Consider the following 18352-nt stretch of genomic DNA (forward strand, 5'->3'; position numbering starts at 1 on the left):
CCGGAGTGCTGGAGCGGCTGAACCAGGCGATGGAGTACATCGAGCGGCACCTCGATCGGGAGATCGAGATGGTCGAGCTCACCCGGATCGCCCTCACGTCGGAGTACCACTTCCGGCGGCTGTTCTCCGCGCTGGCGGGGATGCCCCTGTCGGAGTACGTGCGCCGGCGCCGTCTCACCCTGGCGGGCGCCGAGGTGCTCGCCGGGGAGCGGACACTGCTGGAGATCGCGGTGCGCTACGGCTACGGCTCCGGCGAGGCGTTCGCGCGGGCTTTCCGGGCCGTCCACGGGGTCGGCCCCGGAGCGGCCCGGCGAAACGGCGCGGTGCTGAACTCCCAGCCCCGGATGTCCTTCCGCCTCATCGTCGAAGGGAGCAGCAGCATGCGTTACCGCGTCGTGGACAAGGAAGAGTTCCGCCTCGTCGGCAGGAAGGCCCGCGTCCCCCTCGTCCACGAGGGGATGAACCCGGCGATCGTCGAGTTCCTGCGGGGGATCCCGGAGGAGACGAGGCAGCGTCTGGCGGCGCTGTCCGACCAGGAGCCCGGGGGTCTGCTCAACGTGAGCGCCGGGCTCGGCGAGAACCGGGAGGAGGGCGCCGAGCTGGACTACTACTGCGGGGTGGTCACCGGCGCCGAGACGCCCGAGGACATGGACGAGCTCGTCGTCCCGGCGGGCACCTGGGCCGTCTTCGAGAACTCCGGGGAGTTCCCGCTGTCGGTCCAGTACCTGTGGCGCGACGTGTTCACCCAGTGGTTCCCGTCCAACCCCTACCGGAGCCGGCCCGGCCCGGAGATGCTCCAGACGGTGTTGTCGGAGGACGGCACCAGGGCCGACTCCCAGCTGTGGATCCCGGTGGAGCGGACCGGGGGCTGAGCCTCCCGCGCCGTTCGTTTGTTTCCCGGGGAGCCTCCGTTCGTTAACGAAGGCTCCCTAGGTTCTTCCGGGTGAGTTGGAAGCAGAAGGTCCGCGCCACCATGGCGCACCGCACGGGATACGAGATCCGCAGGGTCCCCGTCCCGAGACCTAAGACCGAACACGACGTCCCCCGGCCGCCCGCGGACCCTGAGCACGACCGGCTGCTCAGGGCCCCGGTCTTCCTCCTGTCGTCGGTACGGTCGGGCTCGACGCTGCTGCGGCTCATGCTGGACAGCCATCCGGACGTCCACGCCCCGCACGAGACACATGTGCGCAGGCTGGTCGTCCAGTTCGAGACCCCTCCGGTGAAGCAGGCGATGGAGGCGTGCGGCCACCGCCGGACGGATCTCGAACACCTCCTGTGGGACCGCGTCCTGCACCGGGAACTCGTCCGGAGCGGGAAGCGGGTCCTGGTGGAGAAGACCCCGAGCAACATCTTCGTCTGGCAGCGGATCAGGAAATGCTGGCCCGATGCCCGGTTCGTCTTCCTCATCCGCCACCCGATGTCCATCGCCCTCTCCTGGCACGAGGCCGACCCGGAGAACCGGCCCTTCGACCTCGCGGTGGAGCGGACCCTCCACTACATGAAGACCCTGCAACGGGCCCGCCGGAGGCTGCCGGGCCCCACCCTTCGCTACGAGGACCTCGTCGCCGACCCTGAGGCCGAGACCCGCCGCCTCTGCTCGGCTCTGGACCTCCCGTGGGACCCGGCGATGCTCGACTACGGCTCCCGCGACCACGGCGAGTTCGCCAAGGGCATCGGCGACTGGCGCGAGAAGATCGTCACCGGCCGGGTCCAGCCCGGCCGCCCCCTGCCCTCCCCCGACGAGATCCCCGAAGCGCTGCTCCCGATCGCCCGCACCTGGGGCTACGCGCCCTCATGAACCCCGGCCGTCCCTGCGGGACGCCGGTCAGGTGCGCCATCGGTTCAGCAGGCGGGAGCGGCGGGGCTCGGAAGGGGCGGGGAGCGGATCGGGAGCGGGGGCGGAGACCGGTGCCGGGGCGGGAGCGGGGACCTGGACGGGGACGGGAACGGGAACGGGGGTGAAGCGGACGGGAAGCGAGGCCAGGGCGCGGTGGAAGGGGCCGGGGCGCCACTGGAGCTCGGCCGCGGGAACGGCCAGGGTGAGGTCGGGGAGGCGGTCGAGGAGCCCCTCGATGGCGGCCGAGGCGATGAGGCGGGCGTGGTTCTTGGCCGGGCAGGTGTGCGGGCCCGCGCCGAAGGCCAGGTGGGCGCGGTTGCCGGCGCGGTTGCCGGCCCGCTTGGACGGGTCGGTGTTGGCCGCGGCGAAGCTGACGCCGACGGGCTGGTTCGCGGGGAGGACGAAGCCGTCGCGCTCCAGGTCGCGTTCGGGGTAGGTGAAGCCGAAGTTGGCCATGGGCGGGTCGGTCCACAGGACCTCGTCCAGGGCGTCCTCGATCGGGAGGCTGCCGCCGGAGAGGTCACCGGCGAAGCGGTCGTCCGACAGCAGCAGGCGCAGGGTGTTGGCGATGAGGTTCTGCTGCGGTTCGGTGCCCGCGCCCATGAGCAGGACGAGCTGGTCGGCCATCTCCTGGTCGGTGAGCCGCGCGGGATGGCCCATCATCCAGGAGGTCACGTCCGCGCCGGGGGCCGCGCGTTTCAGTTCGATCAGCTCGGTGACGCCCCGGGTGAGCTCGGCGTCGGCCTTCTCGGTGTCGACCAGTTCGAAGATGCCGATCATGCCCTGGACGAGCCGGTCCGCGATGGCGGGCGGGCAGCCGAACATGTGGTTGAAGACCAGCAGCGGCAGGACCTTGGTGTACTGGGCCCGCAGGTCGGCCTCCCCGTCGGCGGCGAACCCGTCGATGAGGACGTCGGCGCTCCGCTCGACGTACGCGCGCAGCGCGACGGTGTCGACCCGGCCCAGGGCGTCGGAGATCGCCCCGCGTACCCGGGCGTGGACGCCGCCGTCGGTGTAGAGAGCGTTGGGCCGGTAGCCCATCATCGGCCGTACCGGGCAGTCCGGGGGGATCGTCTGCTCCCAGCGCCGCGGATCCTTGGGGAACGTCCCGGGGTCGCGCAGCACCCCCAGCGCCGCGTCGTAGCCCAGGACGAGCGTCGCCGGCACTCCGGGGGCCAGCTCGACGGGTGCGAAGTCCCCGTAAGCGGCGCGCAGACGGGCGTAGGAGCCGGCCGGGTCCGCGGCGAACTCCGCGTCGTAGATCGGAAGGCGTCCCGGGGAGTTGTCAGCGGTCATGTCCAACCTGTTCTCAAGAGGGCAGACGGTCGGTATGGGCGGGTCAGACGCTCCACCAGGAGGTCAGGCGGGACCACAGGGAGGAGTCGCCCGATTCCGCGTGGAACTGCTGCGGGGTGGGCGGCGGGGGTGCGGAGAAGCGGGGCGCGGGGACGAGGGTGGGGATGAGGACGGCGGCGGGGGCGAACCGGACGGGAAGTGAGGCCAGGGCGCGGTGGAAGGGACCGGGACGCCACTGGAGCTTGTCCGCGGAGACGGCCAGGTCGAGGTCGGGGAGCCGGTCCAGGAGCTTCTCGATGGCGATCGAGGCGATGAGGCGGGCAGGGTTCTTGGCCGGGCAGGTGTGCGCGCCCGCGCTGAACGCCAGGTGGGCGCGGTTGCCGACCCGCTGGCCGGTGTTCTTGGACGGGTCGGTGTTGACCGCCTTGTAGGCGATGGCCACCGGCTGGTCGGCGGGCATGACGTACCCTGCCCGCTCCACGTTCCGCACCGGGTAGGTGAACCCGAAGTTGACGATGGGCGGGTCGGTCCACAGGACCTCGTCCAGGGCGTCCTCGACCGGGAGGCTGCCGCCGGACAGGTCGCCGCCGAAACGGCCGTCCGACAGCAGCAGGCTCAGCGCGTTGGCGATGAGGTTGTGGATCGGGGCGATGCCCTTGCCCACGAGGAGGCTGATCTGGTCGGTCAGCTCCTCGTCGGTCAGCCGGGCCGGGTGCTCGATCATCCAGGAGATGACGTCCGCGCCGGGGGCCGCCCGCTTGAGGGAGATCAGGTCCTCGACGCCCCGGGTGAGCATCGCGCTGGCGTTCTCCACGTCGACCAGTTCGGCGATCCCGATGATCGCCTGCATGATCCGGTCGGCGATGTCGGGCGGGCTGCCGAAGATCCGGTTGAACACCAGGATCGGCAGCCGGCCGCTGTACCGTGCGCACAGGTCGGCCTCCCCGTCGGCGGCGAACCCGTCGATGAGGACGTCGGCGCTCTGCTCGACGTACGCGCGCAGCGCGACGGCGTCGACCCGCCCGAAGGCGTCGACGATCGCCTTGCGGAACCGGGCGTGCGTGTCGCCGTCGGTGTACAGGACGTTGGGCCGGTAACCCATGATCGGCAGGGCCGGGCAGTCCGGCGGAACGGTCTGCTGCCAGCGCCGCGGGTCCTTGGGGAACGTCACGGGGTCGCGCAGCACCTCCAGCGCCGCGTCGTAGCCCAGGACGAGCGTCGCGGACACTCCGGGCACCAGCTCGACCGGAGCGTAGTCGCCGTACCTGGAGCGCAGCATCTCGTAGACGCCCGCAGGGTCCGCCGCGAACTGCGCGTCGTACATCTTGACGCGGTCCTGGTGCGCCTCAGCGGTCACGGATGGTCCTCTCAGAACGGTCAGACCTTCCACCAGGCCGCCACGCGGGCCCAGAAGGAGGAGGGGGCCGGCTCGGACGGGGCCGTCGGGGCCGGCGCCGACACCGGAACGCGCGCCGGAACGGCCGGCACGGCGGGGGCCGGGACGGGTGCGGGGGTGGGGACCAGGACGGCGGCGGGGGCGAACCGGACGGGGAGGGCGGCCAGCGACCGGTGGAAGGGGCCCGGACGCCACTGGAGCTTGTCCGCGGAGATGGCCAGGTCGAGGTCGGGGAGCCGGTCCAGGAGCTTCTCGATGGCGATCGAGGCCATGCTGCGGGCGGGGTTCTTGGCCGGGCAGGTGTGCGCGCCCGCGCTGAACGCCAGGTGCGCGCGGTTGCCGACCCGCTGTCCGGTGTTCTTGGACGGGTCGGTGTTGACCGCCTTGTAGGCGATGCCGACGGGCTGGTCCGCGGGCATGACGTACCCGTCGCGCTCCACGTCCCGCACCGGGTAGGTGAACCCGAAGTTGGCGATGGGCGGGTCGGTCCACAGGACCTCGTCCAGGGCGTCCTCGACCGGGAGGCTGCCGCCGGACAGGTCGCCGGCGAAACGGTCGTCCGACAGCAGCAGGTGCAGCGCGTTGGTGATGAGGTTGGACACGGGCTCGGTCCCCGTGGCCATGAGCAGCCCGATCTGGTCGCCCAGCTCCTCGTCGGTGAGCCCGGCCGGATGCTCGACCATCCAGGTGGTGAGGTCCGCGCCGGGACTGACCCGCTTGAGCGCGACCAGGTCCCGGGCGGCCTGGGTGAACATCGCGCCGCCCTTCTCGGCGTCCACCAGTTCGGCCATCGCGATCAGACCGCGGACGAGCCGGTCGGCGATGTCGGGCGGGCAGCCGAAGAGCCGGTTGAACACCAGGAGCGGCAGCCTGACGCCGTACTGGGCGCACAGATCGGCCTCACCGTCGGCGGCGAAACCGTCGATGAGGACGTCGGCGCTCTGCTCGATGTACTCGCGCATGGCGGCGGGGGGAACCCGCTCGAAGGCGTCGGTGATCGTCCTGCGGAACCTGGCGTGTTCGCTGCCGTCGGTGTACAGGACGTTGGGCCGGTAGCCCATCACCAGCATGACCGGGCAGTCCGGCGGCATGGTCTGCTGCCAGCGCCGCGGGTCCTTGGGGAACGTCCCGGGGTCGCGCAGCACCCCGAGCGCCGCGTCGTAGCCCAGGACGAGCGTCGCAGGCACCCCGGGAGCCAGTTCGACCGGAGCGTAGTCGCCGTACCTGGAGCGCAGCATCTCGTAGACGCCCGCGGGGTCCGCCGCGAACTGCGCGTCGTACATCTTGACGCGCTCCTGGTGCGTCTCAGCCGTCATGCTTTGTCCTGTCCGAGAACGAGAAGGTGGTCGACCAGCGCGATCAGCGCCCGTACGGACGAGTCGTGGTCGCGGGCGTCGCAGGCGACGAGAGGTGTCCGGGGAAGCAGGTCGAGCGCTTCGCGGATCTCCTCCAGCGGATAGGTCGGGGCCCCGTCGAACTGGTTGACGGCCACCGCGTACGGCAGCCCGCGCTTCTCCAGCAGGTTCACCACGTCGAAGGACATCTCCAGGCGGTTGGTGTCCACCAGCACGAGCGCTCCCAGCGCGCCCAGGGACAGGTCGTGCCACAGCTGCGTGAAGCGCTGCTGTCCGGGCGCCCCGAACAGGTAGAGGACGAGGTGGTCGCTGAGGGTGAGGCGGCCGAAGTCCATCGCCACGGTCGTGGTGGTCTTGTCCTCGATCCCGGCCAGGTCGTCGACGAACTCTCCGGCCTTCGTCATGCGCTCCTCGGTGCGCAGCGGGCGGATCTCCGACAGTGTGCCGACGAACGTCGTCTTGCCGACCGCGAAGTGCCCGACGATCAGGATCTTCACGGCGGTCTTCACCGAGTCGTTGAGATACAGCCCGTCAGAGGCGAGCACGGAGCCCATCGAGCACCTCCTGAAGAAGACCGACCGAAGGCCGCTGGGACGACGATGCGGGGGAACGGACGACGAGATGACCGCTGTCCACGAGATCGGACAGCAGCACCTTGGTGACGCTGACGGGCAGTTGGAGGTGGCCGGCGACCTCGGCGACCGACAGCGGCCCTCCCCGGCACAGTTCCAGCACCCTCCGCTGCTCCGGTGTGATCCCCGTGGTGGTGGCGGTGGGGACGGCGGTCACCAGGGTGACCAGGTCGAACACGTTGCGGCTCGGGTGGGCGCGGCCCCCGGTCACCACGTGCAGGCGGACGAGAGGGCGTTTGGGAGGCCTCATGAGGCGACGCCGCTCCCCTGGCGGGTCGGGCTCATCAGCTCCTTGCCCAGCCGCTGGACGAGTTCCTGCAGCCGGTAGGAGACCACTTCCATGTCGACGCTCGGGCTCGCGGACACCGCCAGGTAGGCGTTCGCGCCCGCCGCGACCAGGAAGACGTAGCCGGCCTCGAACTCGGTCACGGTCTGGTGCCAGACGGTGTCGGGGCTGCCGCAGAACTCGGCGGTGCTGCGGGCGAGGGACTGCAGCCCGGACATCCCGGCGGCCTGCCGTTCCGCGTCGTCGCGGTGGATGCCTTCGGAGTGCGCGATGAGAAGCCCGTCGGCCGACAGGAGGATCGCGTACCGCGTCTCCGGCATGCGCAGCGCGTCGTCCAGCATCCAGCCGAGCTTGTTGTTCGTGACCTCTGTCAACGCTGGTCCTTCTCTTCGCTTGCGGAGGGTGAGACGGTCCGGCCCGACCGGGAGCCGCGCTGCCAGGCGCCGAGGCCCGCGGCCTTGTGCCGGGAGGGCTCGGCGGGGGCGGAGGCGGGGAGGAGCTGTTCCCGCGCGGGCTCGTCCGCCCGCCGCCGTCTGGGCAGCCCGCCGGAGGTCAGCACCGGGGCCGGTGCGGCCGCCTCGGCGTGGGGCGGTTCGTCCACGGGGACCGTCGTGAGCAGTTCCGACGGCAGGAACACCACCGCGCGGACTCCGCCGTACGGTGAGCGGCTGTCCACCGAGACGCGGAATCCGTAGCGGCCGGCCAGGACTCCGGTGGTGGCGAAACCGACCTGCGGGGGGTCGCCGAGCCGGTGGATGTCCACGGACTGCCGCCCGTCGAGGAGCGCTGACGCGCGCTCGAGCTCCTCGGTGTCCATCGCGACGCCCGCGTCGTCGATCATGATGGCCATGCCGTTGTGCGTCGGCTGGAAGTTGACCTCGACCGACGTGCTGGGCTGGGAGTGCCGGGCGGCGTTGTCGAGGAGTTCGGCGACGGCCAGCACGACGGGCTCCACGGCCCGGCTGACCACCGCGACGTTCGGCTCGGAGTAGAGCTTGATCCGCAGGTAGTCCCGGATCCGGGAGGTCGCGCCGCGCACCACGTCGCTGAGCGAGGAGGCCTGGCGCTGCAGTCCCGGCCAGGAGCCGCAGAGCACCGCGGTGGCCTGGACGCGCCGGCCGAGCTGGGCGTTCATGTGGTCGATCCGCAGCAGGTCCGCCAGCACGTCGGGGTCGTCGTGCCGTTCCTGCATCTCGGTGATGACGACCTGCTGCTCGTTGGCGAGGCTCTGCACCGTGCGCATCATCGCCCGGAGCGTGGCCTTGGCGGACTGGTCCGCGTGGGCCCTGATCTCCTCGGCGGAGGCGGCGAACAGGTCGGTCACCGCGTCGAGGTCGCGGGCGAAGTCCGTGTGCTGCAGCAGCGCGCGGTGGGGGGCGGCGGGCGGCCGGGCGGAGGAGGCCGTCATCTGCGGCAGCCCGATCGTCACGAGGTGGCGCAGTGCCTGGTCGCGGGCGGCCAGCTGCGCCGCCATCAGGGCGCCGTCCTCCTCCAGCCGCGCGGTGAGCCGCCTCTGGCGCACCAGCACCAGTGAGACGGCGAAGAAGGCGATACTCGCGCAGAGGAACGCGAGGAGGGACAGGTGCTCCATCAGATCTCTGTCACTCTCAGTAATTTCCGGGACACATGGGAATTAAGAGACAGTAGAACCCACGCCTCCTGCACACTTGTGGTCACGCGCAGAGAACTTTTCGCCAGACGCAGCGACAAAAACCTAGTTGCTTGCGGATCTTGTACTAATCTGCCGAAACCGTCGGGGAACTTCTTGCCGAAGTTCCTATTCCCGGCTTCTGGAGTGTGCTCGAGCCGTGCCATGCAACGCCTACACGGTCACCACCGTCTCGACCGACGAACTGCCTCCGCACGAGCGCGCGGACTTCTGGCGCGAGCACATCACCGCCACCCAGACCGCCCTGGACTACCGGTTCCTCCGGCCCGGCTTCAGCGGGATGACCGTCCACCAGCGCAGCACCGCCTACCACCTCGTCGAGTTCCGCTCCGACGAGGTCGCCTACCTGCGCACCCCCGCGCACATCCGCAGCGAACCCGACGAGGACTACCGGTTCCTGCTCCCCCTCTCCGGCGAGCTGACGGTGCGCCAGGACGGCAGACGGACCAGGCTGACCCCCGGCGCCGGCGTCCTGGTCACCCTCACCTCGCCGCTGGAGCTCGGCCAGGCCTCCGGCACGCACGGGCTCGTCCTGACCATCCCCGCCCGGCAGGTGGACGAGCCGCTCGGACGCTCCTCTCCGCTGGCCGTCCGGCTCGACCTGCGCACCGGGCTCGGCCGGATCGTCTCCGACCTGATGAAGGGCCTGGTCCGCGAACGCGAAGCGCTGGCCGACCTCCAGTTCGACGCGGCCTGCGACCGGCTGACGGAACTGCTGTGCATGCTCTCCCTCGGCGACGACCGCCCCGACGCCCCCGCCCACCTGACCGAGGTCGCGACCCTCGTCCGCCGGTACGTCCGCGCCCACGCCGCCGACCCCGACCTCAGCGGCACGACGATCGCGCTGGACCTCGGCTGGTCCCTGCGGCAGGTCCAGCTGGCCCTCCAGCAGGTCGGCACCACTCCGCGCGACCTGATCCGCGAGGAGAGGCTGCGGCTGGCCCGCCGCCTCCTGCAGGACCCGTCCCACGCCCACCTGCCGATCACCGACCTCGCCTACGCCGCCGGCTTCTCCTCCCCCAGCGCTCTCAGCACCGCCTTCCGCCGCCGTTACGGAACGACTCCCCGCGAGATGCGGCGCGCCGCCCGTCCCGCGGCGAGGACGGGCGGCTGAACGTCACGCCCGGAGGTCGGCCAGGTCCTCGCCGGTGAGGCAGAGTCCCGCGGCGCCCATGTTCTCCTCCAGGTGGGCCAGGGAGCCGGTGCCGGGGATCGGCAGCATCACCGGGGAGCGGGCCAGCAGCCAGGCCAGCGCCACCTGGGGCCGCGTCGCCCCGTGGCGGGCGGCGACACGGTCCAGACCGGAAGCGGCGAGCGGGTCGAAACCGCCTCCCAGCGGGAAGAACGGGACGAAGGCGATGCCATCGCGCTCACACACGGCCAGCAACTCGGCGTCGGCGGGACGGGTGTTCATCAGGTTGAAGCTGTTCTGCACGGCGGTCACCGGGGCGATCCCCCGCGCTTCGGCGAGCTGGGCGGAGTCGACGTTGCTGAGGCCCAGATGCCGGATGAGCCCTTCCTCTCGGAGCTCCGCCAGGGCCGCGAAGCGTTCGCCCACCCGCTCGCCTCCCGGCTCGCTCAGGCCGCCCACCCGCAGATACACCAGGTCGAGGCGCTCCACGCCGATCGCCTCCATGTCCTGCTCCACCAGTTCACGCAGCCGTTCGGGCGGCGCCTGGTGCGTGGGGACGCCCTCGTCGCCCAGGAGCGGCCCCACCTTGGTCGCGACGACCAGCCCGTCGTAGGGGTGGAGGGCCCGCCGGATCAGGTCGTGCGCCCGCACGTCCCCCCGCCTGTAGAAACCCGCCGAGTCGATGTGGTCGGCGCCCAGTTCGACGGCCCTGCGCAGCACCGCGATGCCCTCTTCTGGGTCTCGGACGTCCCCGGCGAAGCCGAAGGACGCGGGCAGCCTCATCGCCCCGAACCCGAGCCGGTTGATCTTCAGGTCGCCGCCGAGCGGGAACCGTCCCGAGGCGTTCGTCTTGATGTCCATGCCTCCAACCTGGCCCCTGGAGCCCGACGCCGCCAAGGTCTGGCAGCAAGCTGCCATCCGGCCCGCCCGTCGGAGAGACTGGACGGGTGGAGACGACGGACCGCATCATCACCGTGCGAGGCGAGGACGAGCTCGTCGCCCGCGCGGGCCACCTGTTCGCCTCGGTGCGGGAGGACTTCGCCTGCGCCGCCCGCGACCCCGACACCTGGTCGCAGCCCGCGGCCCAGGCGGCGGTCCGCGACCGCATGCGCGCCGCGGGGCCCGGACGCTTCGAGGTCCGCAAGCTCTTCAGCCCCTCCGCTCTGGCCGACGAGCCGACCCGCGCCCACCTCCGCGAGGTCTCCGCGGCGGGCGCGCGTGTGCGGATCAGCGCGGCGCCGCTCCCCCACGAGACGATCGTCATCGACCGCCGCCTCGTGATCCTGGCCGGTCCCGCCGCGCCCGCCGGCCGCGAGTACACCGTCACCTCCTCGCCCTCCCTGGTCGCCGGCGTCCTCTCCCTCTTCGAGGCGGCCTGGGAGACCTCCCGGGACTTCACGTCCTGGCTGCCCGGCGACCTCCCCCACCTGGACGGGGACGCCCGCGCCGTCCTGCGCGCCCTCGCCTCCGGCGCCACCGACGAGACCGCCTCCCGCCGTCTCGGCCTGTCCCTGCGCACCTACCGCCGCCGCGTGGCCGACCTGATGACCGCCCTCCAGGCCGACTCCCGCTTCCAGGCCGGCCTCCGCGCCGCCGATTTCGGCCTCTGACCCCGAGCAGAAAGAGCCCTGATGTCCGCACCGCGCGCTCCGCAGACCGATGAGATCTTCGACGCCGCCGCCCTCGGCTACCACGCGGCGGCCCCTCTCCTCTGGGAGCCGCTGGGCGAGGCCTACGTCGGGCACGTCCGTCCCGCTCCGGGCGAGCGGGTGCTCGACGCCTGCTGCGGGGCGGGCTCCACCGCGTTCCCCGCAGCCCGAGCCGTGGGGCCGACCGGCCTGGTCGACGCGGTGGACGTCTCCTCGGGCCTGGTGGAGCTGGGCCGACGTCAGGCCTCGGCGCAAGGACCGTCCCCGCTCCGCTTCCACGTGGCCGACGTGACGGCGTGGTCGTCCCCTCAGCCCTACGACCTGCTCCTGTGCTCCTACGGTGTCTTCTTCCTGCCCGACATGGACGCCTCGGCACGCCGCCTCGCGGACCTCGTCCGCCCCGGCGGCCGCTTCTCCGTCTCCGCCTGGGCGCGGGGCTCCATGGCGGACTTCGCCGGCCTCCTGCACCGCACGGTGCGTTCCGAGCGCGCCGTCCCCGGCCTACCCGACGAACCCAACCCCGCCCAGCTGGCCAGTATGCGCCTCAACACCGAAGACGCCCTCGGCGAGTGGATGACGGGCCTCGGTCTCAGGGACGTGAGTGTGCACCGCCACGTCCACGAGGTCCCGCTGACTCCCGAGACCGCCTGGCCCCTGGTCACCGGCACCGGCTTCCACGCCCTGCTCCTCGGCCTCCCCGACGACGCCGTCGCCCGCGTCCGCGACCGCTTCCTCGGCTCTCTCACCACCGAGAACGTCACCGTCTTCGACGCCACCACCCTCATCGCCACCGGCACCCCCTGACCGCCGAGAGGTCAGGACTTGCCCGCCGAGACGGCGGGACGGGCGAGGGCGGAGAAGATCGTGGAAACTCCGAGCATGAATCCGAAGTTGTACCAGTTGCCGTCGTTGTGGACTTCGTAGATGTTCACGTCGTCGTCGAACAGGGACACGATGAAGGTGACGGGGGTGATCAGGCCGTGCCAGAGACCCTGCCAGAAACCGGCGAGCTCCTGGGGGGCGTCGACGTGGGCGACGTTGTTGGGGCCCGCGGCGCATGCCGTCAGGGCGGCGGCGAGGAGGAGGACGAGCGGCACCAGACGTGCTCTCGTCATGCGGATCACTTCCCTTCCGCGGAATCTTTGACATCGGGCATACCCATACAGGGAAGGGAAACGCCCATGAACAGGACGTTGGACGGGTTCCAGGGGGAACGGTGAGCGACGGCGAAGGAGCGGTGAGGACCGCCTTCCAGGGCCTGACCACGGCGGAGGCGGTGGAACGGCTCGGGCGGGACGGCCCCAACGCCCTGCCGAGGCGGCCTCCCACGCCGTTGTGGCGGCGGATCGCGGCGCAGCTGCGGGATCCGCTGATGATCGTGCTGCTGGTGGCGGCGGCGCTGACGCTGCTCACCGGGGACTACACCGACATGGCCGTGATCCTGCTGGTGGTCGTCGCCAACACCACGGTCGGGGTGTGGCAGGAGGTGCGGGCCGACCAGGCGATCACGGCCCTGTCGGAGCTCACCGCCCCGGCCGCGCGCGTGGTGCGGGACGGGAGGCAGCGGGAGGTCCCCAGCGAGGAGGTCGTGGTGGGCGACCTCCTGGTGCTGGGCGAGGGGGACATCGTCCCGGCCGACGGCGTCCTGGTCGACGCGGGCGGACTGCTGGTCGACGAGTCGTCCATGACGGGCGAGTCGGTCCCGGTGGACAAGATGGCCTCCAGTACCCCCGAGACGGAGGAGGCCGACGTCTCGAAGGTCTCGGCGGGGACCGTGGTGTCCAAGGGGCGGGGCAAGGCCCTCGTCACCGCGATCGGCGAGGACAGCGCCGCGGGGCGGATCGCCTCGATGCTGGGCCGGGAGGCGGGCCTCACCCCGCTGCAGAAGCGGCTCGCGGGCGTCGGACGGCTGCTGGCGGCACTGGCGGTCGTCCTGTGCGTCGTCGTCCTGGTGCTCGGGCTGCTCCGGGGGCAGCCGCTCGAACTGATGGTGGTCACGGCGATCAGCCTGGTGGTCGCGGCCGTTCCCGAGTCCCTCCCCGCCGTCGTCACCCTCGCCCTGGCCTTGGGAGCCAGGCGCATGGCGGCGCGCAACGCCCTCATCCGCAAGCTTCCCGCCGTCGAGACCCTGGGTTCGGTGACCGTCCTCGCCACCGACAAGACGGGCACCCTCACCGAGGGGCGGATGGTCGCGCAGCACGCCTGGACCCCCTCGGACGTGGAGGTCGAGCTCACCGGCACCGGATACGCCCCCAAAGGCGACGTCCTGCTGGACGGCGGCACGATCGGGCCTGCCGACCGGCCGGACCTCACCGAGCTGCTGACCGCCGCGGCCCTGTGCAACGACGCCCGCCTCGCCCCGCCGGACGGCGGCCGGAGCGAGTGGGCCGCCCTCGGAGACCCCACGGAGGCCGCCCTCCTCGTCGCCGCCGCCAAGCTCGGCCTCGACCACGAGGAACTGGAGCACGAGTTCCCGCGCACCGCCGAACTCCCCTTCGACAGCGACCGCAAGCGCATGACGACGGTCCACCGCCTCTCCGGCGGCCGCTACCGGGTCGTCTGCAAAGGCGCGCCCGAGGTCCTGCTGGACCCCGATCTCCTCACCGACGACCGGACGGTGATCGAGCGGGCCGCCGCCGAGGCGGACGAGTACGCCCGCGGCGGTTTCCGGGTCCTGGCCGTCACCCAGGCCGAACGGAACGACGACGAGCTCGGCGACCACCTGGAGCGGGGGCTGCGCCTGCTCGGCCTCGTCGCCATCCTCGACCCGCCGCGCGAGGCCGCCGCCCGCACCATCGGCGCCTGCAAGGACGCCGGGATCCGGCTCGTCCTCATCACCGGCGACCATCCCGGAACCGCCCGTGCCGTCGCCGCCGAACTCGGCATCGCCGAGGACTCCGCCCAGGTGGTCGACTGCCGCGGCCCCCGCCCGGAGAACCTCCACGAGATCACGGTCTTCGCCCGCGCCAACCCCCGGCACAAGCTCGACATCATCGAGGCGCTGAGCGCCAGCGGCGAGATCGTCGCGATGACCGGCGACGGCGTCAACGACGGGCCCGCCCTGCGCCGCTCCGACATCGGCGTGGCGATGGGGCGCCGGGGCACCGAGGTGGCCCGCCAGGCCTCCGACCTGGTGCTGGCCGACGACGAGCTGGGCACCGTGGTGGCCGCCGTCGAGGAGGGGCGGCGGGTGTACTCCAACATCCGCAGGTTCCTGGTCTACGGGCTGTCCGGCGGTGTCGCCGAGATCGCGGTCATGCTCATCGGCCCGTTCGTGGGGCTGCCGCTTCCGCTGCTGCCCGCCCAGATCCTGTGGATCAACCTGCTCACCCACGGCCTGCCCGGGGTGGCGCTGGGCGGGGAGCCCGCCGAGGAGACCGCGATGCGCCGGCCGCCCCGGCCGCCGGAGCAGAGCATCCTCGGCGCCGGCCTGTGGCAGCGGATCGTGCGGATCGCGGTCGTGCTCACCGCCGTCACCCTCGGCGTCGCGGTGTGGGGCGAGCACACCGGGCGCCCCTGGCAGAGCATGGCGTTCTTCGCGCTGGGAGCCCTGCAGCTGGGAGCGGCCCTCGGATCCCGGGCCCGTCCGCGCTCCCTGGCCAACCCGATGCTCCTGGCCGCCGTCGCGGGGGCGCTGCTGTTGCAGCTCGCCGGCCTCTACCTGCCGCCGCTGCAGAACCTCCTGGGCACCGAGCCCCTGGCACTGCCGGACCTCCTGATCGTGAGCGCGCTGTCCGTCCTGGGCTACGCCGCGGTCCGGCTCGACCGGGCCATCCATCCCGGCCCCGCCGCGCGGCAGGCGGCGCGCGACCCCGGGAACTCCAGGGGGTGACTTGTACTATCTGGCGGCCTTCGCGTTGGTCTTCGGCGTCAACCTGCTTCCGGCGTTCGGGCCGCCCACCGCCTTCCTCCTCGTCCTGATCAAGCTGCACTGGGGCCTGGAGTTGGTCCCGCTCGTGCTGCTGGCCGCCGTCGCGGCCAGTGGCGGGCGGTACTGCCTGGCCGTGGCGACCGGCAGGATCCGGCACCGGCTCAGCCCCGCGCGCCAGGAGAGCCTGGCGGTCGCCAAGGAGTACCTCACCGAGCACAGGAGCAGGTCGCTGCTGGGCCTCTCCCTGTTCGTGTTCTCGCCCCTGCCGTCGGCGCAGCTCTTCGAGGCCGCGGGGCTGCTGGGCGTCCGGCTGGTCCCGGCCGCCCTCGCCTTCTTCGCGGCGCGGCTGGTCAGCTACTCCTTCTACCTCGGCGCGGCCACCGCGGCCGAGGCGACGTTCGGCGAGGCCCTCACCTCGTCCCTGACCTCCCCGTGGGGGGTGGCGGCACAGATCGTGTTGCTGGTCGGCGTGGTGCTGCTGGCCCGGATCGACTGGACGAGGCTCCTGGGACGCAGGCCGTCGGAGAAGCCCGAGGATTAGGGGTCCTCTTCCCGGTACCCCGAGATCTCCCGGGTCATGTCGGTGAGGAATCTCTCGATGGCCGCCAGGTCCTGGGGGGAGTAGTCCTTCATGGCCTCGGTGAGCCGGGCGTTGAGGGGGTGGAAGAACGTACCGGCCAGTTCCATGGCCTCGGGGGCCACTTCCAGGTGGACGCGGCGGCGGTCGCCGGGCGCGGCGCGGCGGACCAGGTGGTCGGCCTGCTCCAGCCGGTCGAGCAGCGAGCTGACCGCCGCGGTGGTCAGACCCAGTTTGCGGGCCACCTCGCCCGGGGTGATGGGGGTTCCCGCCAGCCCCGACTCCATGATCAGCAACATCGCGCGGACGTTGGTGGGGTGCAGCGCGTGCTTCTTGGCGAAGGCATGGCCCAGCTGGTCGAGCTCGCCGTTCAGCCGGCGCATGAGCGTGATCAGACGCCGCCGTTCCGCCGCGCCGTCGTTCATGGTCGCCCCACCCCTTCGATTAGCTAGACCATCTAGCTAAATGGTTTAATAACTAGACCAGCTAGCAATAACTACCCTACAAGCCCTCCACCTCGTCGCCGACCGTGCCGGGCCGTCACTTCCGGTGACCGTCTCCGTCCGGTCCGCGCGACGAGGAACACACTATTGCGGGAAGAGCCTGACGATATGTCGAAAAAGAGCCGACTCTGGCTGCCGCTCGCCCTCGTCCTCCTCGTCTGGATCGCCGGAGTGGGCCCCCTCGGCCAGTTCACCGGCAAGCTCGGTGAAGTCCAGAGCAACGACAGCAGCACCTTCCTGCCGGCCACCGCCGAGTCCACCCGGGTCGCCGAACTCCGCAAGGACTTCGAGGACCGCAGCACCACCCCCGCGGTGCTCGTCTGGGAGTCCGGCACGGAGATCACCGCCGACGCCGAGAAGCAGGCGGCCGCGGCGGTCCAGAGGATCCAGCGGGCGGGGCTGACGGCCGAGGCCCCCTCCCCGCCGGTCAGGTCCTCCGACGGGCTGGCGCTCCAGTCCGTCGTGCCCCTGCCCGCCGACCTCGACGACCCCCCGATCGACCGGCTCGGGGAACTCGCCGCGGTGCCCGGCCTCGACCTGTACATCACGGGCAGCGCCGCCGTCGGCGCCGACCTGTCCGCGGCGTTCGCCGGCATCGACGGGCTGCTGCTCATGGTCGCGCTCGGCGTCGTCCTGCTCATCCTCCTGCTGGTCTACCGCAGCGTGCTGCTGCCCCTCATCGTGATCGTCACCGCGGTGCTGGCGCTCGCCCTGGCCTCCGCCCTGGTCTACTTCCTGGCCGACCGCGGCACGCTCGCCCTCGACGGGCAGACCCAGGGGATCATGTTCATCCTGGTGGTCGGCGCGGCCACCGACTACGCGCTGCTGCTGGCCGTCCGGTACCGGGAGGAACTCATCGGAGCCGACCGGTGGGACGCCATCAGGCACGCCTGGCGGCGCTCCCTCGCACCCATCTCCGCCAGCGCCTTCACCGTCGCGGCTGGCCTGCTGACCCTGATGCTCAGCGACCTCAACTCCAACCGCTCCCTCGGCCCCGTCGCCGCCATCGGCGTCGGCTGCGCCCTGGTCGCGGTGCTCACCTTCCTGCCCGCCGCGCTGGCGCTGCTCGGCCGCGCCGCCTACTGGCCGTCACGCCGCCTCGACCGCGGCCACGAGCTGTGGGAGAGGCTCGCCGGAGTGATCTCCCGCAGACCGCGCCGCACCTGGGTGCTGACCGCCCTGGTCCTGGTCGCGCTGGCCGCGTTCATGCCGACGCTCAAGGCCGACGGGATCGCGCAGACCGATGTGTTCCTGGAGAAGACCCCCTCGATCACGGGGCAGGAGGCGCTGCAGCGGCACTTCCCCGCGGGGTCGGGCAACCCAGCGGTCATCCTGGCCGACGCCGACGCCCTCCAGCCGGTGGCGCAGGCCGCGCGGTCCGTGAAGGGCGTGGACTCCGTCCGGCCGCTGACGGACGAGTCCGGGAAGCCGACGGTCGTCGACGGCCGGGGGATGGTGCTGGCGACCCTGGCCGCCTCGCCCGACTCCGACCGGGCCATCGACACCGTGGCCGCGCTGCGTGAGACCCTGCACCGGGTTCCGGGGGCGGACGCCCTCGTCGGCGGCTACACCGCCTCCCAGTACGACACCCGCCTGACGGCCGAACACGACCGGACGATCATCATCCCCATCGCGCTGCTGGTGATCCTCGTCATCCTCGGCGTGCTGCTGCGGGCCGTGACGGCGCCGATCGTGCTCATCCTGACGGTCGTGCTGTCGTTCGCCGCGACGCTCGGCGTGTCCGCGCTGGTCTTCGACCACGTCTTCGGCTTCGCGGGCTCCGACCCGTCCGTGCCCCTGTTCGGGTTCGTGTTCCTGGTGGCGCTGGGAGTGGACTACAACATCTTCCTCATGACCAGGGTGCGCGAGGAGACCCTCCGGCACGGGGCCCGGCAGGGCGTGCTGCGGGGGCTGGTCGCCACCGGCGGTGTCATCACCTCCGCGGGGGTCGTCCTGGCCGCGACCTTCGGCGCCCTCGCGGTGCTCCCGCTGGTCTTCCTCGTCCAGCTCGCCTTCATCGTGGCGTTCGGGGTGCTGCTGGACGCCCTGGTCGTGCGCTCCCTGCTCGTCCCGGCCCTCGCCTACGACCTCGGGCCGAAGATGTGGTGGCCGACCCGACGCAAGATCCTGCCCTGAGCGCGGCACCCGC

The 18352-nt window shown here is 71.8% G+C and carries 18 protein-coding genes; 8 read left to right on the forward strand and 10 right to left on the reverse strand.

Annotation, left to right across the window (positions count from 1 at the left end):
* Nucleotides 1-5 precede the first annotated feature (5 nt).
* The gene (locus ABGB12_RS01580; RefSeq protein ID WP_347673890.1) at nucleotides 6-872 is read left to right on the forward strand and encodes an AraC family transcriptional regulator; all 867 of its coding nucleotides are present in this window, start codon (nucleotides 6-8) and stop codon (nucleotides 870-872) included.
* A 71-nt stretch (nucleotides 873-943) separates the two neighbouring features.
* Nucleotides 944-1798: a sulfotransferase gene (locus tag ABGB12_RS01585; protein ID WP_347673891.1), complete on the forward strand. Its 855-nt coding sequence runs from the start codon at nucleotides 944-946 to the stop codon at nucleotides 1796-1798.
* A 27-nt stretch (nucleotides 1799-1825) separates the two neighbouring features.
* Here ABGB12_RS01585 and ABGB12_RS01590 read toward each other — a convergent pair whose 3' ends face one another.
* From ABGB12_RS01590 to ABGB12_RS01620, 7 genes are read right to left on the reverse strand one after another with little or no spacing between them, the layout of a single operon-like run.
* Nucleotides 1826-3133 carry a cytochrome P450 gene (locus ABGB12_RS01590; protein ID WP_347673893.1) on the reverse strand — a complete coding sequence of 436 codons (1308 nt, stop codon included), beginning with the start codon at nucleotides 3131-3133 and terminating at the stop codon, nucleotides 1826-1828.
* 43 nt (nucleotides 3134-3176) lie between these two features.
* Entirely contained in the window at nucleotides 3177-4490 is a 1314-nt protein-coding gene (locus ABGB12_RS01595; protein ID WP_347673894.1) for a cytochrome P450, read from the reverse strand.
* Nucleotides 4491-4510: 20 nt separating this feature from the next.
* Nucleotides 4511-5845 carry a cytochrome P450 gene (locus ABGB12_RS01600; protein ID WP_347673896.1) on the reverse strand — a complete coding sequence of 445 codons (1335 nt, stop codon included), beginning with the start codon at nucleotides 5843-5845 and terminating at the stop codon, nucleotides 4511-4513.
* The gene (locus ABGB12_RS01605) at nucleotides 5842-6438 is read right to left on the reverse strand and encodes an ATP/GTP-binding protein (RefSeq protein WP_347673898.1); all 597 of its coding nucleotides are present in this window, start codon (nucleotides 6436-6438) and stop codon (nucleotides 5842-5844) included. Before ABGB12_RS01605 ends, ABGB12_RS01600 begins: the two co-directional genes overlap by 4 nt.
* The gene (locus ABGB12_RS01610; protein WP_347673899.1) at nucleotides 6416-6766 is read right to left on the reverse strand and encodes a DUF742 domain-containing protein; all 351 of its coding nucleotides are present in this window, start codon (nucleotides 6764-6766) and stop codon (nucleotides 6416-6418) included. The genes ABGB12_RS01605 and ABGB12_RS01610 overlap by 23 nt, the downstream gene beginning before the upstream one ends.
* Nucleotides 6763-7176 (reverse strand): roadblock/LC7 domain-containing protein, encoded by a 414-nt coding sequence (locus ABGB12_RS01615; RefSeq protein ID WP_347673900.1) that lies wholly within the window; start codon nucleotides 7174-7176, stop codon nucleotides 6763-6765. The genes ABGB12_RS01610 and ABGB12_RS01615 overlap by 4 nt, the downstream gene beginning before the upstream one ends.
* Entirely contained in the window at nucleotides 7173-8393 is a 1221-nt protein-coding gene (locus tag ABGB12_RS01620; protein ID WP_347673901.1) for an ATP-binding protein, read from the reverse strand. Before ABGB12_RS01620 ends, ABGB12_RS01615 begins: the two co-directional genes overlap by 4 nt.
* Nucleotides 8394-8610: 217 nt before the next feature.
* Between ABGB12_RS01620 and ABGB12_RS01625 the strand changes: the two genes are divergently transcribed.
* Complete coding sequence (locus ABGB12_RS01625) at nucleotides 8611-9585, forward strand: AraC family transcriptional regulator (RefSeq protein WP_347673902.1); 975 nt, start codon at nucleotides 8611-8613, stop codon at nucleotides 9583-9585.
* 3 nt (nucleotides 9586-9588) lie between these two features.
* Here the strand turns inward: ABGB12_RS01625 and ABGB12_RS01630 are convergent, their stop codons facing one another.
* The gene (locus ABGB12_RS01630) at nucleotides 9589-10464 is read right to left on the reverse strand and encodes an aldo/keto reductase (RefSeq protein ID WP_347673904.1); all 876 of its coding nucleotides are present in this window, start codon (nucleotides 10462-10464) and stop codon (nucleotides 9589-9591) included.
* An 86-nt stretch (nucleotides 10465-10550) separates the two neighbouring features.
* Between ABGB12_RS01630 and ABGB12_RS01635 the strand changes: the two genes are divergently transcribed.
* Together ABGB12_RS01635 and ABGB12_RS01640 are read left to right on the forward strand one after the other, a co-directional pair.
* Complete coding sequence (locus ABGB12_RS01635) at nucleotides 10551-11213, forward strand: DNA-binding response regulator (protein ID WP_347673905.1); 663 nt, start codon at nucleotides 10551-10553, stop codon at nucleotides 11211-11213.
* A 21-nt stretch (nucleotides 11214-11234) separates the two neighbouring features.
* Nucleotides 11235-12056 (forward strand): methyltransferase domain-containing protein, encoded by an 822-nt coding sequence (locus ABGB12_RS01640; protein WP_347673906.1) that lies wholly within the window; start codon nucleotides 11235-11237, stop codon nucleotides 12054-12056.
* An 11-nt stretch (nucleotides 12057-12067) separates the two neighbouring features.
* On the opposite strand, the gene ABGB12_RS01645 is transcribed toward ABGB12_RS01640, so the two are convergent.
* Entirely contained in the window at nucleotides 12068-12367 is a 300-nt protein-coding gene (locus ABGB12_RS01645; RefSeq protein WP_347673909.1) for a hypothetical protein, read from the reverse strand.
* Between the two features lie 101 nt (nucleotides 12368-12468).
* On the opposite strand from ABGB12_RS01645, the gene ABGB12_RS01650 reads away from it, so the two are divergent.
* Together ABGB12_RS01650 and ABGB12_RS01655 are read left to right on the forward strand one after the other, a co-directional pair.
* A complete protein-coding gene (locus tag ABGB12_RS01650; RefSeq protein ID WP_347673912.1) occupies nucleotides 12469-15084 on the forward strand; it encodes a cation-translocating P-type ATPase in 2616 nt (871 codons plus the stop codon).
* A 1-nt stretch (nucleotide 15085) separates the two neighbouring features.
* A complete protein-coding gene (locus ABGB12_RS01655; protein WP_347673914.1) occupies nucleotides 15086-15664 on the forward strand; it encodes a hypothetical protein in 579 nt (192 codons plus the stop codon).
* Here the strand turns inward: ABGB12_RS01655 and ABGB12_RS01660 are convergent.
* Entirely contained in the window at nucleotides 15661-16125 is a 465-nt protein-coding gene (locus ABGB12_RS01660; protein WP_347673917.1) for a MarR family transcriptional regulator, read from the reverse strand. The two genes, ABGB12_RS01655 and ABGB12_RS01660, sit on opposite strands and share 4 nt — an antisense overlap.
* Nucleotides 16126-16311: 186 nt before the next feature.
* On the opposite strand from ABGB12_RS01660, the gene ABGB12_RS01665 reads away from it, so the two are divergent.
* Nucleotides 16312-18339, forward strand: a complete 2028-nt coding sequence (locus ABGB12_RS01665) for an MMPL family transporter (RefSeq protein ID WP_347673919.1) — start codon at nucleotides 16312-16314, stop codon at nucleotides 18337-18339.
* Nucleotides 18340-18352: the final 13 nt, after the last annotated feature.

Source organism: Actinocorallia sp. B10E7, assembly GCF_039871655.1.
GTDB lineage: Bacteria > Actinomycetota > Actinomycetes > Streptosporangiales > Streptosporangiaceae > Actinocorallia.